Annotated in this window: 14 protein-coding genes and 1 tRNA gene; 3 read left to right on the plus strand and 12 right to left on the minus strand. The window is 58.6% G+C overall.

The genetic code is table 11. The features are described 5' to 3' along the window. Positions 1–39: 39 nt before the first annotated feature. Positions 40–738, minus strand: a complete 699-nt coding sequence (locus GAL_RS08300) for a pseudouridine synthase (protein ID WP_024097135.1) — start codon at positions 736–738, stop codon at positions 40–42. Between the two features lie 611 nt (positions 739–1,349). Here GAL_RS08300 and GAL_RS08310 point away from each other — a divergent pair. Next, positions 1,350–1,916, plus strand: a complete 567-nt coding sequence (locus GAL_RS08310) for an HNH endonuclease (RefSeq protein WP_024097137.1) — start codon at positions 1,350–1,352, stop codon at positions 1,914–1,916. A gap of 94 nt (positions 1,917–2,010) precedes the next feature. Here the strand turns inward: GAL_RS08310 and GAL_RS08315 are convergent, their stop codons facing one another. From GAL_RS08315 to rocF, 3 genes are read right to left on the minus strand one after another with little or no spacing between them, the layout of a single operon-like run. Beyond that, positions 2,011–3,057 (minus strand): ornithine cyclodeaminase, encoded by a 1,047-nt coding sequence (locus GAL_RS08315; protein WP_024097138.1) that lies wholly within the window; start codon positions 3,055–3,057, stop codon positions 2,011–2,013. Beyond that, positions 3,054–3,983 carry a citrulline utilization hydrolase CtlX gene (gene ctlX / locus GAL_RS08320; RefSeq protein ID WP_024097139.1) on the minus strand — a complete coding sequence of 310 codons (930 nt, stop codon included), beginning with the start codon at positions 3,981–3,983 and terminating at the stop codon, positions 3,054–3,056. Before ctlX ends, GAL_RS08315 begins: the two co-directional genes overlap by 4 nt. Further along, positions 3,980–4,906: an arginase gene (gene rocF / locus GAL_RS08325; RefSeq protein ID WP_024097140.1), complete on the minus strand. Its 927-nt coding sequence runs from the start codon at positions 4,904–4,906 to the stop codon at positions 3,980–3,982. The genes ctlX and rocF overlap by 4 nt, the downstream gene beginning before the upstream one ends. A gap of 112 nt (positions 4,907–5,018) precedes the next feature. On the opposite strand from rocF, the gene GAL_RS08330 reads away from it, so the two are divergent. Then, entirely contained in the window at positions 5,019–5,444 is a 426-nt protein-coding gene (locus GAL_RS08330) for an Lrp/AsnC family transcriptional regulator (RefSeq protein ID WP_024097141.1), read from the plus strand. Between the two features lie 34 nt (positions 5,445–5,478). On the opposite strand, the gene GAL_RS08335 is transcribed toward GAL_RS08330, so the two are convergent. Both GAL_RS08335 and GAL_RS08340 read right to left on the minus strand, forming a co-directional pair. Continuing rightward, entirely contained in the window at positions 5,479–5,949 is a 471-nt protein-coding gene (locus GAL_RS08335) for a disulfide bond formation protein B (RefSeq protein WP_024097142.1), read from the minus strand. Positions 5,950–5,951: 2 nt separating this feature from the next. After that, positions 5,952–6,530: a YqaA family protein gene (locus tag GAL_RS08340; RefSeq protein WP_024097143.1), complete on the minus strand. Its 579-nt coding sequence runs from the start codon at positions 6,528–6,530 to the stop codon at positions 5,952–5,954. 178 nt (positions 6,531–6,708) lie between these two features. Between GAL_RS08340 and GAL_RS08345 the strand changes: the two genes are divergently transcribed. Next, positions 6,709–6,794: transfer RNA gene (locus tag GAL_RS08345), tRNA-Leu, on the plus strand. 279 nt (positions 6,795–7,073) lie between these two features. Here the strand turns inward: GAL_RS08345 and GAL_RS08350 are convergent. The 6 genes from GAL_RS08350 to GAL_RS08375 form a co-directional block, all read right to left on the minus strand. Next, positions 7,074–8,546 carry an HD-GYP domain-containing protein gene (locus GAL_RS08350; RefSeq protein ID WP_024097144.1) on the minus strand — a complete coding sequence of 491 codons (1,473 nt, stop codon included), beginning with the start codon at positions 8,544–8,546 and terminating at the stop codon, positions 7,074–7,076. Between the two features lie 97 nt (positions 8,547–8,643). After that, on the minus strand, positions 8,644–9,399 hold the full coding sequence (locus GAL_RS08355; RefSeq protein WP_024097145.1) for an ABC transporter ATP-binding protein: 756 nt from the start codon (positions 9,397–9,399) through the stop codon (positions 8,644–8,646). Next, complete coding sequence (locus tag GAL_RS08360) at positions 9,399–10,253, minus strand: ABC transporter ATP-binding protein (RefSeq protein WP_024097146.1); 855 nt, start codon at positions 10,251–10,253, stop codon at positions 9,399–9,401. The genes GAL_RS08355 and GAL_RS08360 overlap by 1 nt, the downstream gene beginning before the upstream one ends. Beyond that, entirely contained in the window at positions 10,250–11,185 is a 936-nt protein-coding gene (gene nikC / locus GAL_RS08365) for a nickel transporter permease (RefSeq protein ID WP_024097147.1), read from the minus strand. Before nikC ends, GAL_RS08360 begins: the two co-directional genes overlap by 4 nt. Further along, positions 11,182–12,240: an ABC transporter permease gene (locus GAL_RS08370; protein WP_024097148.1), complete on the minus strand. Its 1,059-nt coding sequence runs from the start codon at positions 12,238–12,240 to the stop codon at positions 11,182–11,184. Before GAL_RS08370 ends, nikC begins: the two co-directional genes overlap by 4 nt. Position 12,241: 1 nt before the next feature. Beyond that, positions 12,242–13,837: an ABC transporter substrate-binding protein gene (locus GAL_RS08375; protein ID WP_024097149.1), complete on the minus strand. Its 1,596-nt coding sequence runs from the start codon at positions 13,835–13,837 to the stop codon at positions 12,242–12,244. Positions 13,838–13,890 lie beyond the last annotated feature (53 nt).

Raw genomic sequence — 13,890 nt, forward strand, 5'->3', positions numbered from 1 at the left:
CGCTAACAGCCGCAGATTAAACGTAAAGCAGCGTAAGGATCAGCCTTTGCGCGGCTTTCTTGGTTTTCGCGGCTTTGCTCTCGCGTTCGGTTCCGGGCGACCGGGCGTTGACGCGGCAGCCCTGCGCCGGGCGATGGCCTGTCGGTTTGGCGCCGGTTTGGGTTTGGGCGGTCCGGGAATGTTCGGCACCTCCAGATCCTCCCAACTGCCGGGGGACAAGCCGTCAAGCGTCCAGATCCCAATCGCGGCCCGGATGAGGCGCAGGGTTGGGTGGCCGACAGCGGCTGTCATCCGCCGCACCTGGCGGTTGCGGCCCTCGCGGATGGTCAGCATGATCCAGCTGTCAGGCACGGACTTGCGCACCCGGATTGGCGGGTTGCGTGCCCAGATCCCGTCGGGTTGCTCCATCAATGCCGCTTTCGCCGGGCGAGTCATCCCGTCCTTCAGCTCCACCCCGTCAGCCAGCGCCTGAATGGCCGCAGCATCCGGCGTGCCCTCAACCTGAACCCAATAGGTTTTCGGCATCTTATGCTGCGGATCGGAAATCCACGCCTGCAAGCGCCCGTGATCGGTCAGCAGCATCAGCCCCTCGCTGTCACGATCCAGCCGACCGGCAGGATAGACTCCGGGCAGATCAATCCAATCGCTCAGCGTTGCGCGCGGACTGCTTTCGCTGCCCCTGTCGGTAAACTGAGGCAGCACGTCAAAGGGTTTGTTGAAGCGGATCAATCTGGTCATTCACTTGCAATAGGCAGCGCCTTCGCTGCTGGCAAGGGGACGCTGCCGCAAGCCAAAGCGGGGAGCCGCAATCAGGCTATCTGAGCTGAGGCGAAATCCGTCATAGAGCTGTCACAGAAACGTTCTAGCGATTGAGCTGTTGATGCAGCGATACCCCGTCGTGATCGTTGATAATGGGGGCTTGTCAGTTGCTGGACACGATATATAGTTAAATCAAAGCAGGGGCGGGTTCCCCGCTCTGATGTCGAAACGCAGGCAGACAGGGCGGTTGAGCCGTTGCAGGACATGCAGAACCATCAGCAACAGATTCCCGCAGATAATGGGTATCGCCATGCAGCGGTTGCCCATGGTCAGCTTGTGATCAGCGGCAGCAAGGGAATGCGCCCGCTGATTGGTCTGCGAATACCTGTCTGGCCGCATCGAAGCCCTCTGTCGGTTCGCCCGCAGACTGCTGATATTCATATGACTGATCTAAAGACAAGCGCGTGCACTCCACGCGCTTTTGTTTTGTCTGAAACCACTGCTGTGTCGGCCTGTGCGCGGGGGCAGGGTGGTGGTCAGTGGCCGGGACCTTGGCGCAGGTCCGGGCCATTGAAACGAGGAGGTACAGTATGACCGTCGCCGTTGGTAATCTCAGAACTTTGATTCTGAACGCAGATATGCAGCCGCTCAGCTGGGCGCCGCTGTCTGTCTGCAATTGGCAGGATGCGTTTGTTGCCGTCCATCAGGAACGGGTCATACAGGTGAAGACCTATGACGATGTCGCGGTGCATTCGGCCTCGGACACCTTCGAAGTGCCTGCTGTTGTTGCGCTCAAACGCTATCGCAAGCGCAAGAAGGTGGCCTTCACCCGGTACAATGTGTTTCTGCGTGATGAGTTTTGCTGCCAGTATTGCGGCAAGCGGTTTGCCGCCAAGGATCTGACATTTGACCATGTGATCCCGCGCAGTAAGGGGGGGGCTTCCTCATGGACGAATATCGTTGCTTGTTGCAGCGCTGACAATCTGCGCAAGGGGAACCTGACGCCGCAGCAGGTTGGGCTGAAACTGCGCCGCAAACCCTTTGCCCCCGGCCCACATGAGCTGGATGCCATCGCCCGCCGGTTGCCGCGACCAAAACCTGAGCTGCATCAAACCTGGATGGATTTTCTCTACTGGGACAGTGAGCTGGATAGCTAAGTTACACCACAATGAGACCATAAAAGCGGCCCCAAACAGCTGTACTGTCGGGGCCGCTCGCGAGGGACATCATCGCTGTGAAGGGAGGCTGCTGTTAGCCTTTGGCGCGCTGTACCATACCGAAGAGGTCACGCGGATCATCCGGGTCGGCGAGCATGTCCAGTTCGAGGAAGAAATCCGTATCCTTGATGCGGTCGCGGATGTAGCGCAGGGCCGAGAAATCCTCGATCGCGAAACCGACGCTGTCGAACAGGGTGATCTGCTTGTCATCCCGGCGACCGGGTTTCTGGCCCAGGATCACCTGCCACAGTTCGGTAACCTCAAAGTCCTCCGGCATCTGTTGGATTTCACCTTCAACGCGGGTCTGAGGCGGGAATTCTACAAATACGTCAGAGCGGGACAGGATGCCCGGTACCAGTTCCGTCTTACCAGGGCAGTCGCCGCCGATGGCGTTGATATGAACGCCGCTGCCGACCATATTGTCCGTCAGGATCGTGGCATATTGCTTGTCTGCGGTGCAGGTGGTCAGGATCTGCGCGCCCTCAATCGCCTCTTCCGGGGTCTTGCAGGCCACAACCTCCAGTCCGCTGTTTTTCAGGTTTGCCGCGCATTTCGCGGTAGCAGCCGGATCAACATCATAAAGACGAACGGATTTCAGCCCGCAGATCGCCTGCATGGCGAGCGACTGAAACTCCGACTGCGCACCATTGCCGATCATGGCCATGGTCGTCGCGCCTTTGGGCGCGAGGTGTTTTGCCACCATGGCCGACGTCGCAGCCGTGCGCAGCGCGGTCAGAATGGTCATCTCCGTCAACAGCACGGGATAGCCGGTGTAGACATCCGCGAGCAGGCCAAAGGCGGTGACAGTTTGCAGCCCCTCAGAGGTATTCTTCGGGTGGCCATTCACGTATTTGAAACCATAAGCTTCGCCGTCCGAGGTGGGCATCAGCTCAATCACACCAACGTCGGAGTGGCTGGCCACGCGCGGCGTTTTATCAAACAGCTCCCAGCGTTTGAAATCCTCTTCGATATAGGTGGCCAGATCCTTCATCACGGTGTCAATTCCAACATGATGAATGAGGCGCATCATATTGTCGACGCTGACAAAAGGCACAAGCGCCTTGTCCGAGGGTTGGGTCATGACTGGGTCCTTTCACGGGGGCTGAGGTGGATGGCTGCCAGCATGCAGCGCACCGACCCGCCAGCGGTTTCGATTGTCGGGATGGAGAGCGGTAGCAAGTGGGCGCTGCGCTCGATTATGGCGATTTGATCCGCGCGCAGTACCTCCACCGCGCGGGAGGAGAGCGCCAGAAGACGGCGATCACCGGTCAGCTCCAGCGCATTGCCGGCAAAGCCTGCGATCTGTTCAGGCGTAAGATCGATCACCTGGCGTCCGGTTTCCTCCAGCCGTGCGGCTATCTCAGCCCGGCGTGTTGGATCGGTGATCATATCAAGGCAGATCAGCGCATAGTCCGTGCCAATACCCATCAGGACATTGGTGTGATAAACGTCGCGCCCCTGAGCATCCCTCGCTTCAAACACCATCGGTTCAAAGTTGAAATGGGTGCAGAAACGTTCCAGCAACACTGGATCGGCACGGTTGGATTTCACGGTATAGGCAATGCGCCCGATATGGTCGAGCACCATGGCCCCGGTGCCTTCAAGCGCCAGCCCATCCTGTTCCAACCCGGAATAGTCGATCACATCCTGAACACGGTAGTCGCGCTTCAACAGTTCGATCACATCCCAGCGGCGCTCCTTGCGCCGGTTGGCCGCATACATGGGGTAGACCGCAACATGGCCGCCGGCATGGGTCGAAAACCAGTTGTTCGGAAACACGCTATCCGGGGTTTCCGTGCCTTTATCGTCAAACACATGAACGCTCACACCCGCGCCGCGCAGTGCGGCAACAGCGGCGTCGAATTCAGCCAGCGCCTGCGCAGAGGTCACATCCGCCGTGTCATTCGCAAGGGTTTGAAACGCATTATCATCGCGCGTCTCCGGGTTGGAGCAGAAATGGTGCGGCCGGATCATCACCACCGCACCGGGGGCCTGAAGCTGGCTCATTGATAGCTCCGTGTCGGACGATCAAAGACACGACGCCCAAGGGCCGAGGCGCAGAGATCCACCATCAGATGGGCCGTGCGACCGCGCTCATCCAGAAACGGGTTCAGCTCAACAAGATCGAGCGAGGTCATCAGCCCGGAATCATGCAGCATTTCGCACACCAGATGCCCCTCACGCACTGTGGCCCCACCGGGCACGGTGGTGCCGACCGCTGGGGCCACAGACGGGTCCAGGAAATCAACATCCAGCGAGACATGCAGCATTCCGTTGGCATCCTTGACCCGCTTCAGAAAGGCAGAAAGCGGGCCGGCAATGCCATTTTCGTCGATATCACGCATGTCATGACGGTGAATATCGCTGGCCTCAAGCGCGAGGCGTTCCGGGGTGTCAACGGAACGCAAACCGATCATGCAGACGTTTTCTTGTGGGACCGGGTTGGTGACCTTAGGGAAACCTGCAAAATCTGGGCGCCCGGTGAAGTAACCCACTGGTGTGCCGTGCAGGTTGCCGCTGTCAGAAGTCGCCGGTGTATGAAAATCGGTATGCGCATCGAGCCACAGCACGAATTGCGGGCGGCCTTCCTTCGCGGCGTGGTTGGCCACGCCAGCAACCGAGCCCAAGGACAGCGAATGGTCGCCACCAAGGAAGATCGGTAGTCCCTTTGTCATTGCCTCTTCAGCGGCACGGATCAGGCGATTGGTCCAGCCTATGGTCTCATTGCGGGCAAAGACCAGACCGTCGTTGGCATCGGGTTCGTGGGTCGCAGGACGCAGGTTGCCCTGATCGATCACCTTGTGACCCAGACTTTCTATTGCGCGGCCCAAACCGGCGGTCCGATAGGCATCCGGCCCCATCAGGCATCCGGCCCGTCGCTTGCCGCTGTCCACTGGGGCACCGATCAGAATACAGGTCTTGGATGTCACGCGCATATCTCCTCTGCGAACTGTCAATACCCTTAGAAACCTCCGATTTGAGGTGGATTCCAGCGATCAAATCGCCCATATAGTAGGTCAAATAATCAAGGTGGAGGTCAAATTGGACAAAACGGATGAGCGCCTGATTGCTGCGCTACGTCACAATGCACGCGCATCCCTATCGGATCTGGCGTTGCAGCTGAACCTGTCGCGGACCACCGTCCGAGCCCGGATTGAACGGCTGCAAGCCAAAGGCGATATCCTCGGGTTTTCTGTTGTACTGAAGGAGGATGTGCTGCGCGATCCGGTCCGCGGTCTCATGATGATCGGCATTGAGGGACGCGGCACCAGCCGGATCACCCGCCAGCTTCAGGGCTTGCCCGAAGTGCGGGCTATCCACACCACGAACGGGCGCTGGGATCTGATTGTCGAACTCGGCACTGAAACACTGGAGACGCTGGATGCCGCGCTTGCCAAAATCCGCACATTCGAAGGGGTGGTGAGCAGCGAAACCAACCTCCTTCTTGCCACGAAAAAGGACAGTTGAGCCGAGCGGTGGCAAGCCCGGCCCAATGGAGGCGTCAGATCCGGTTCTTGCGCATGTGGTTGGCCGCAGCAATCCAGAGCACTGCCAGAAAAAGCGATGCAACCGCATTCCAGCTGGCCATTGAGAGGCTGAACAACTCCCACGGTACATCGTCACAGCGTACCAGCGGTGCAGACATGATCTGCTGCATCAGATCTTCGGAGCTGAGGTTGCCAATTGGGCCGGAAGTGCAGGAATTCGGGCCCTCCCACCAGCCACGCTCAACCCCAGTGTGATAAGCACCGATACTGGCTGTGGCCAGCGCAGCAAGCGCACCAAGATAGGGCAGGATCACCATTGGTACCATCAGCGCCAACACGCCAATCACAATCGCTGCACCATGCGGATACCGTTGCCAGATGCACAGCTTACACGGTGCCATCTCTCCAAGATACTGGAACCCGAAGGCACCCAGCAAAAGTGCTGCTGAGCCAGCGGTGGCAATCAGGATGAGAAATCTGCTCATGTCTACAAGACCTTTAGTGCGAAAAATCCGCCAAACAACAACACCACAAAGATCGTGAAGACAAGTCCCAGACGCCGTTCAATAAAGTCGCGGATGGGCGCGCCAAATTGCCACAGAAGCCCCGCAACCACGAAAAACCGCAGCGCACGGGCCAGAATGGAGGTCGCAACGAAGGTTGCGATGGGCATGCCGGTCCAGCCTGACATTATCGTGATGACCTTATAGGGGAAGGGGGTGATGCCCGCGATCAACACCGCCCAGAACCCAAAGTCATTGAACCGCGTGTTGAAGTTCGCCATCGCGTCAGCTTTGCCCATGGCCGCGAGCACCGGTTGTCCGATGCTGTCGTAGAAAAACGCGCCAATGGCGTAGCCCAGCAAACCACCGGCGACTGAAGCGACCAGCGCAACCAACGCTATCAGCCAAGCCCGCGACGGGCGTGCGAGGATCATCGGGATCATCAGAACATCGGGCGGGATCGGAAAAACCGAGCTTTCGACGAAGGCGACGCCTGCCAGCCACCACAGGGCCTTGGGGTGATCGGCCAGAGCCATGGTTCGGTCATACAGCGCGCGCAACATCCTCGGGGCTCTCCTTGGCAATCCGATGAGAGCGGTGCCACGTGGGAGCGGGCGGGTCAACCGCCATGGCCTCATGAGGCGTTCAAATGCCGCTCAGACCGCAGGTGCATTTTTCACCACTCCAGACGCGATTTGCCTATGGACCTCTGCGACCGCCTTGGGTAGGAACAACCCAGAAGCCCAAGTGGCGGAATGGTAGACGCAGGGGATTCAAAATCCCCCGCCTTTGCAGGCGTGCCGGTTCGAGTCCGGCCTTGGGTACCAAGGGTTTCAAGGGGCTGTGCGATGGTATCGCGTGGCCCCTTACTTTCCCAGCATCCTCGAAAGTAAAACGGAGCTGTGTAACTGCGTATCTGCCGTCAAGCTCGTCGATTTTCGGGCATCATGTGAGCCAGAGCTGACAGTGAACATTCTCGCTTTAACGCGGCAGGGGGGAGGGCAAAGGCTGGACGCTTAAATGACGAGTTCCTTTGAATGCTCATGTATGAAGCGCAGCTGGTTCATACGTGCATATACATTCCTCTTAGCCAGAAGACCGCGCCGTCAGTATCTAGGCGAGAATGGGCGTGTTTCGCGGGCAGGCCATGGGCTCTCCGCGATGGCGTCTTTTAGGGCTTGGTAGATCGCTGGATCGATGGCTGTACCCTGCATATCGTCCATGACTGCAAGCGCTTTTTCTAACGGCAACGCCGAACGATAGGGGCGATCCGCAGTCAGCGCGTCAAAGATATCAGCGACCGTGAGGATGCGCATTTCGACAGTCAGATCCGCTGCTTGGAGACCGTGCGGATAGCCGGTACCATCTAGCCGTTCGTGATGCGCTGCCACCACTTCTGCGACATCCTCAAAAACCGAAATTCGTTGTAATATGTCATGACCCAGAACAGGGTGCAGTTTCACCCGCTCCATGTCCTGATCGTTGAGACGGCCGGGTTTGTCCAAGATTGCGTTGGACACGCCAAGTTTACCCAGATCGTGCAGAAGCCCAGCACGTACCATCCAGCGCCGATGAGACAGGTCAAAACCGAGCGCCTCGCAGATCATATCCGTGTAATGCGCGACTCGTTCGGAATGACCATATGTGAAGGGGCTTTTGGCATCGATCACCTTGGAAAAGGCGTAAGACACCTCATCGAGATAATCATCATCGACGGCCATACTCGCCTGCGCCGCGCGATCGGAGAAAACGCTGGCCTCCAACCTGTTGCCGGTTAGCCTTTCGTAAAATCCGGGAGCGCGGACCACGCGGGTAAAGATGGGCACCAGTTCTGGATCGAACCAACTGCCTGCGCGAGTTTCCAGTTCATCCGCTGCGGCGCCGGATCCGAGCTGTAGCGTGAACACATCGGTGACCTGCGCCATAAGTGCGATACGGGAGAACAGCGGAATTTCTGTCCCGCAAATCCCTGCAGGATGGCCGCCACCGTCCCAATGCTCGTCTAGGCCAGCAATTCCACTGGCTACCTGCTCCGAGAACCGCATGAGCCGGGCGATTTCTGCGCCCCTGTCGCAGCGGGTCTGGATCAGTTCTGTGGCCAAACTACCGCTGCGGCCAATCACGCCAGTCACGGTTTTCAGCCGTTTCAGACGGCTGTCCCCCTGACCGGTGTGGCGCAGTACAAATTCCAGTTTCTGCCGGGTCGTGCCATCGACGAATTTGAAGTTGCGTTTAAAGGTGAGATCATCAGTGCGGTAAAGCGCGCAGATCCTGGCGGCGTTGGAGCTGCACCCTAGGTCCTTTAAAAGGAGGGTGAAATAGAGATCGGCGCGATCATCCGGCGAGAAATTCAGATAATCTGCGATCTGCATTCCAATCCAGCAGCAACGAACGCAATGCCCCTCCGGCTGCCCCTCGGTCAGATCCAGCGCATGGCTGAGCGCGCCGAGCAGTTCGCCGAGCTTGATGGTCTGGCCGCCAACCTTTTCATAGGTCACTCCATATAGCCCGCCGGACGAGGCATTGGCCGCGTGAATACCCGGATCCTGTCCAGACAGCGAAGAGGGAATGGCCACCATGGCGCGCATCCTTGTTTAAACGCGCGCCTAGCCTATTATCGCGGCCTTAATCTGAGGTTACTGCGGCGATCGCCGCCCTGTGGCTGTTACTACCGCATCAGGCGACACGATTTGCCGAGGCTGTGAGTAGCGTTTGGGTATAGGGATGCTGGGTCTGGCCTGCGCGCATCGCCTCAATGCTGAGCACCTCAACGATCTCGCCATGTTGCATGACGGCGGCCTGATCACACATATGCGCCACCACCGCCAGATCATGAGAAACCATCACAAAGGTTAGCCCATGTTCGGCCCGCAGATCACTGAGAAGGTTCAGAATTTCCGCCTGAACCGACACATCCAGCGCCGAGGTCGGCTCATCCAGTAGTAAGATATCCGGCTGTGGCGCCAAAGCGCGGGCAATGGCGACGCGCTGGCGCTGGCCGCCAGAGAGTTGATGCGGATAACGAAAGCGGAAGGCGGGGCCGAGACCGACGTCTTTCAACAGTTGATCGACCCGATCGTCGATATCGCGAAACCCGTGCAGGTGTAGCGTTTCTGACAGCACCTGATCCACCGACTGGCGCGGATGGAGCGAGGCATAGGGATCCTGAAACACCATCTGCACGGTTTTGTAGAACTCTCGGTCGCGGGTGGGGCCAAGCCGTGTGCCCTCGACGAAAATCTCGCCGTTCCATTGCGGCGCAAGTCCGGTGATGGCTTTAAGGATAGTGGATTTTCCCGATCCGCTCTCCCCGACAAGCCCAAAACTGGCGCCGGTTTCAACGCTGAGAGAGGCCGCTTTGACGGCATGAACCAGCGCGTGGCGTTCGCCGAAATAGACGTTGAGGTTGTTGATGTCCAAGGCGGTCGTCATCACCGTCCCTCCACACTGGGGGCGTCACGCCAGGCGGGATCACGTTGCAGCACCTCCAGCCGGGGGCGCGGCGCGTCAAACCGGGGCAGGCTGCCCAATAGCCCCTTGGTATAGGGGTGTTGCGCCTCATGCAGGCGATTGGCGTCGCAGACCTCAACGATGCGGCCGGCATACATGATCAGCACCCGGTCGCAGAACTGCGACACAAGATTGAGGTCATGGCTGATGAAGATCAGCCCCATGCCGCGTTCCTTGACCAACCGGTCCATGATCGACAGCACCTGACCCTGCACGGAGACATCCAGTGCCGATGTAGGTTCATCCGCGATCAGGATTTCCGGGTTGGGGATCAGCATCATGGCGATCATGATGCGCTGGCCCATACCCCCCGACATCTCGTGCGGATAGGCGCCCATGACCCGTTCGGGATCCCGGATTGAGACCGCTTCCAGCATCTCGAGCGCTTTCTGGCGGGACTCGGCCTTGCTGGCCTTGGCGTGCAAGCGATGTGCCTCGATCAGCTGATCACCGATTGTCATCACCGGATTGAGCGAGAATTTCGGATCCTGCATGACCATTGAGATCTGCTCGCCGCGCACTTTGCGCATCTCGCGCTCGGATTTCGTGAGCAGGTTTTCCCCGTGCAGAGCAATATGATCAGCCTCAACCATCCCCGGTTTGCGGATCAGTTGCAGGATGGCGCGGCCAGTCATGGATTTGCCCGATCCGCTTTCGCCAACAATCCCAAGGCGTTCCCGTCCGAGCGAGAAGGACACACCGCGCACCGCATCAAAGATGCCATTGCGCGTGGGGAACCGCACCCAGAGGTTTTCGACATCTAGAAGCAAACTCATGACGCGCTGTCCTTCGGGTCCAATACATCGCGCAAACCATCGCCGAGCAGGTTGAAAGCCAGCGAGACGGCAAAGATGGCAAGTCCGGGCATGGTGGCCACCCACCAGTGATCCAGAATGAACCGACGGCCTTCAGAGATCATTGCCCCCCATTCAGGGCTGGGCGGCTGCGCGCCAAGGCCAAGGAAACCGAGGCCCGCAGCGGCGAGAATGATGCCTGCCATATCCAGCGTTACCCGCACGATCAGCGAGGACACACAGAGCGGCCAGATATGCTTGATAATGATCCGCAGCGGACCGGCACCTTGTAGGCGGATCGCACTGATATAGTCGGAGGACCGTATCGTTAGTGTCTCAGCCCGTGCCATCCGCGCATAGGGTGGCCATGCGGTGAGCGAGATCGCCAGCACGGCGTTCTCAATGCCGGCGCCCAGAGCGGCAACAAAGGCCAGCGCCAGAACCAGCCGTGGGAAGGCGAGGAAGATATCCGTGATCCGCATCAGGATGATATCGACCCAGCCGCCAACGTAGCCCGAAACCGTACCCACAAGCAGCCCGGCGACGGGTGCAATCAGCGCCACCAGCGCCACGATATAAAGCGTGATACGTGCGCCATGGATCAACCGGCTGAGGATATCGCGGCCAAGGGAGTCGGTGCCCAGAATATGGCCATCGCTGCCCAGCGGCTGCAAACGGTTACCAAGGTTCTGCACAAACGGATCATGCGGCGCCAGCACCGGCGCAAGAACCGCGATGGAAACCAGCAGAACCAGAATGCCAAGGCCAACCATGGCCATGTGGTTCTGGCGCAGGGACAACCACCCTTGATAAAGAGCGGCCAACCGTGCCTGACGACGCGAGGTCGGCGTATCGGTCAGCAGCCAGGCGCGCAGGCCGTGCTTTGGAGCCGGGGAATGCGAAGACATGCTCATTTCGACCTCGGGTCAAAGACTTTGTAGAGAAGGTCGGAGAAGATATTGAGGCAGATGAATACCAGACCAACAACAACTGTGCCGCCCAGCACCGCATTCATATCGGCGGACAACAGGGCTGTTGTGATATAGCTGCCAATCCCCGGCCAGGAGAAGATGATTTCGGTCAGCACCGATCCCTCAAGGAGATTGGCATAGCTCAGCGCGATCACTGTGATCAGCTGCACGCGGATATTGCGAAATGCGTGCGTCCAGACCACGGCCCATTCGCTCATTCCTTTCACGCGGGCAGTGGTGACATATTCTGCCGAAAGCTGCTCCAGCATGAAGGAGCGTGTCATTCGGCTGATATAGGCAAGGCTATAGTACCCCAGTAGCGAAGCGGGTAGCACGATATGTGAGAAGGCATCGCGAAAGGCCCCCCAGTCCCCGGCAATCAGCGAGTCGATCAGGATCATCCCCGTGACAGAGGGGATCATGTCCTCGTAGAAAATTCCCTGACGACCGGGACCACCGACCCAACCCAGAATTCCGTAAAACAGCAACAAGCCCATCAGGCCCAGCCAGAATATCGGCATCGAATACCCTACCAACGCGATCACGCGGGCAATCTGGTCAATCCAGCTGCCGCGACGCACCGCAGCGATCACGCCCAGTGGCACGCCGAGTATGCAGCCAAAGAGAATGCCAATGGTGGCCAGCTCAAACGTCGCCGGAAACACGCGCGCGATATCGGTGGAAACATCCCGCGCCGTCAGCAGCGAGGTTCCGAAATCGCCCCGCAGGACATCGGTGACATAGTAGAAAAACTGAACCGCAAGCGAGCGATCAAGACCCAGCTCACGGTAGACGGCATTATACTGCTCCTCCGTGGCGCGCTCGCCGACGATGGCCAGCACCGGATCGATGGGCATCACCCGACCGATCAGGAAGGTCACAAACAGGAGGCCCAGCATAGTGACCGCGATGGACGACAGCGTCACCAGCGTGCCGCGCGCCCAAGGGGGGAGGGGCAGCCAAGGCCGCCGCTCCGTTTCTGTTGCGAAATTCGCCATCTTACTTTGTCACATCCCAGTATGCGACTGCAGTGATGGCGCCGCCAAGGCTCAGTCCTTCGACGTTATCGGCCATGCCCGCCTGTTCGATCAGCTGGAACATGACGGCAAAGGGAGCAGTGTCACGGAATTGCGCCTGAATCTCATGATACATTTCGGCGCGCTTCTCGGTGTCGCCTTCGACAACGGCCGCCGCAACCTTCTCGGTCAGACCACCTGTGTCCCAGCCGTTGCGCCAGGCCAGCAGACCGGTGGCATTGGCTTCGTCCGAGTTATCCGGGTTATAAGCAAAGGTGCCTGCGTTCGTGTGGGGGTCAGGATAGTCCGGCCCCCATGCGCCGAGATAGATATCCAGCTCACGCGCGCGATACTTACCCAGCACCTGTTTGCCAGTGCCAACCTCCAGGTTCAGCTTGATCCCGGCCTGCGCAAATGTGTTTTGCAGTGACTGGGCAATTTCCAGACGCTCCTGCGCCTCACGCACGCCGACGGTCAGCTCCAGATTTTCGACGCCCGCCTCAGCCAGCAACGCCTTGGCCTTTTCCACATCGAGCGAGAAGGGATTCTCGTCCACCGCGCCAAGATAGGTTTTGGGCAGGAAGTTCTGATGGCCGACATACCAGTTCTTGAGGAAGCTGTTTTCCATGCCGTCATAGTCGATCAGATACTTCAGCGCTTGACGAACTTGCGGTTTGGACAGTTCTGGGTGCTTCTGGTTGAAGGAGACATACATCAGGCGACCGCGCATTTCGCGCAGCACCTCAACGCCGTCAACACCGGCGAGACCATCGACATCAGACGGGGTGAGATCGCGGGCCACGTCAACGTCGCCACGTTCCAGCATCAGGCGCTGGGTCGCGCTTTCCTGAACATGGCGCACGATCACGCGCTTCATTTCTGGCTCACCACCGTAGTAGGCAGGGTTGGCGCTCAGGGTAACGCTTTCCTTCGGCTTCCAGCTGGCAAGGCTGTAGGGGCCGGACCCTGCGGAGTTGGTGGTCAGCCAAGTGTTGCCCATATCGCCATCGACTTCATTGGCCATGACCAATTCCCTATCGACGATCGCGCCAATGGTGGCAGTCAGGCAGTTCAGGACAAAGGAGGTCGCGTAGCGTTTGTCGGTGGTGATCGATAGGGTGTTGCCGTCAACCTTGATCGTTTCATCAACGTTTTCGGGCGTGAAGCCGAACTGGGTGATGATAAAGGACGGTGTCTTGTTCAGCAAAACCGCACGCTTCAGAGAAAATGCCGCATCCTCAGCGCGAACCGGGTTGCCCGACTGGAAGGTCACACCTTCGCGCATGGTGAAGGTGATGGTGCGCCCATCCTCGGAGACTGTCCAGCTTTCGGCCAGATCCGGCTGGTAGCCTGCGTCCAGATCAGAAGGGTCAAAGTTGACCAGCTTGCCGTAGATGTTGCGGATCACATCTGCGCCTGCAAACTCAAAACTCTGCGCCGGATCCAGCGTTGTGATATCGTCAATGCGGTTGGCAATGACCAGCATATTAGCTGGTGTTTCGGCCATCGTGGCCATCGGTGTGAAGCCAACCGCCAGCCCCAGCGCAGCGGTGCCAAGAAGGGTTTGAATGGTTTTCATCTTTAACTCCCTATCGTGTTTTTAATCTTTGAATATCGCGCTGTTGTCAGCGT

This window comes from Phaeobacter gallaeciensis DSM 26640, from assembly GCF_000511385.1.
Classification (GTDB): Bacteria; Pseudomonadota; Alphaproteobacteria; order Rhodobacterales; family Rhodobacteraceae; genus Phaeobacter; species Phaeobacter gallaeciensis.

Excerpts from the sequence above, each read along its gene's own strand:
- GAL_RS08350 (WP_024097144.1), bottom strand. The coding sequence starts at position 8,546 with ATGGTGGCCATTCCCTCTTCGCTGTCTGGACAGGATCCGGGTATTCAC.
- GAL_RS08355 (WP_024097145.1), bottom strand. The coding sequence starts at position 9,399 with ATGACGACCGCCTTGGACATCAACAACCTCAACGTCTATTTCGGCGAA.
- GAL_RS08340 (WP_024097143.1), bottom strand. The coding sequence starts at position 6,530 with ATGTTGCGCGCGCTGTATGACCGAACCATGGCTCTGGCCGATCACCCC.
- GAL_RS08300 (WP_024097135.1), bottom strand. The coding sequence starts at position 738 with ATGACCAGATTGATCCGCTTCAACAAACCCTTTGACGTGCTGCCTCAG.
- nikC (WP_024097147.1), bottom strand. The coding sequence starts at position 11,185 with ATGAGCATGTCTTCGCATTCCCCGGCTCCAAAGCACGGCCTGCGCGCC.
- GAL_RS08315 (WP_024097138.1), bottom strand. The coding sequence starts at position 3,057 with ATGACCCAACCCTCGGACAAGGCGCTTGTGCCTTTTGTCAGCGTCGAC.
- ctlX (WP_024097139.1), bottom strand. The coding sequence starts at position 3,983 with ATGAGCCAGCTTCAGGCCCCCGGTGCGGTGGTGATGATCCGGCCGCAC.
- GAL_RS08310 (WP_024097137.1), top strand. The coding sequence starts at position 1,350 with ATGACCGTCGCCGTTGGTAATCTCAGAACTTTGATTCTGAACGCAGAT.
- GAL_RS08375 (WP_024097149.1), bottom strand. The coding sequence starts at position 13,837 with ATGAAAACCATTCAAACCCTTCTTGGCACCGCTGCGCTGGGGCTGGCG.
- GAL_RS08360 (WP_024097146.1), bottom strand. The coding sequence starts at position 10,253 with ATGAGTTTGCTTCTAGATGTCGAAAACCTCTGGGTGCGGTTCCCCACG.
- GAL_RS08370 (WP_024097148.1), bottom strand. The coding sequence starts at position 12,240 with ATGGCGAATTTCGCAACAGAAACGGAGCGGCGGCCTTGGCTGCCCCTC.
- GAL_RS08335 (WP_024097142.1), bottom strand. The coding sequence starts at position 5,949 with ATGAGCAGATTTCTCATCCTGATTGCCACCGCTGGCTCAGCAGCACTT.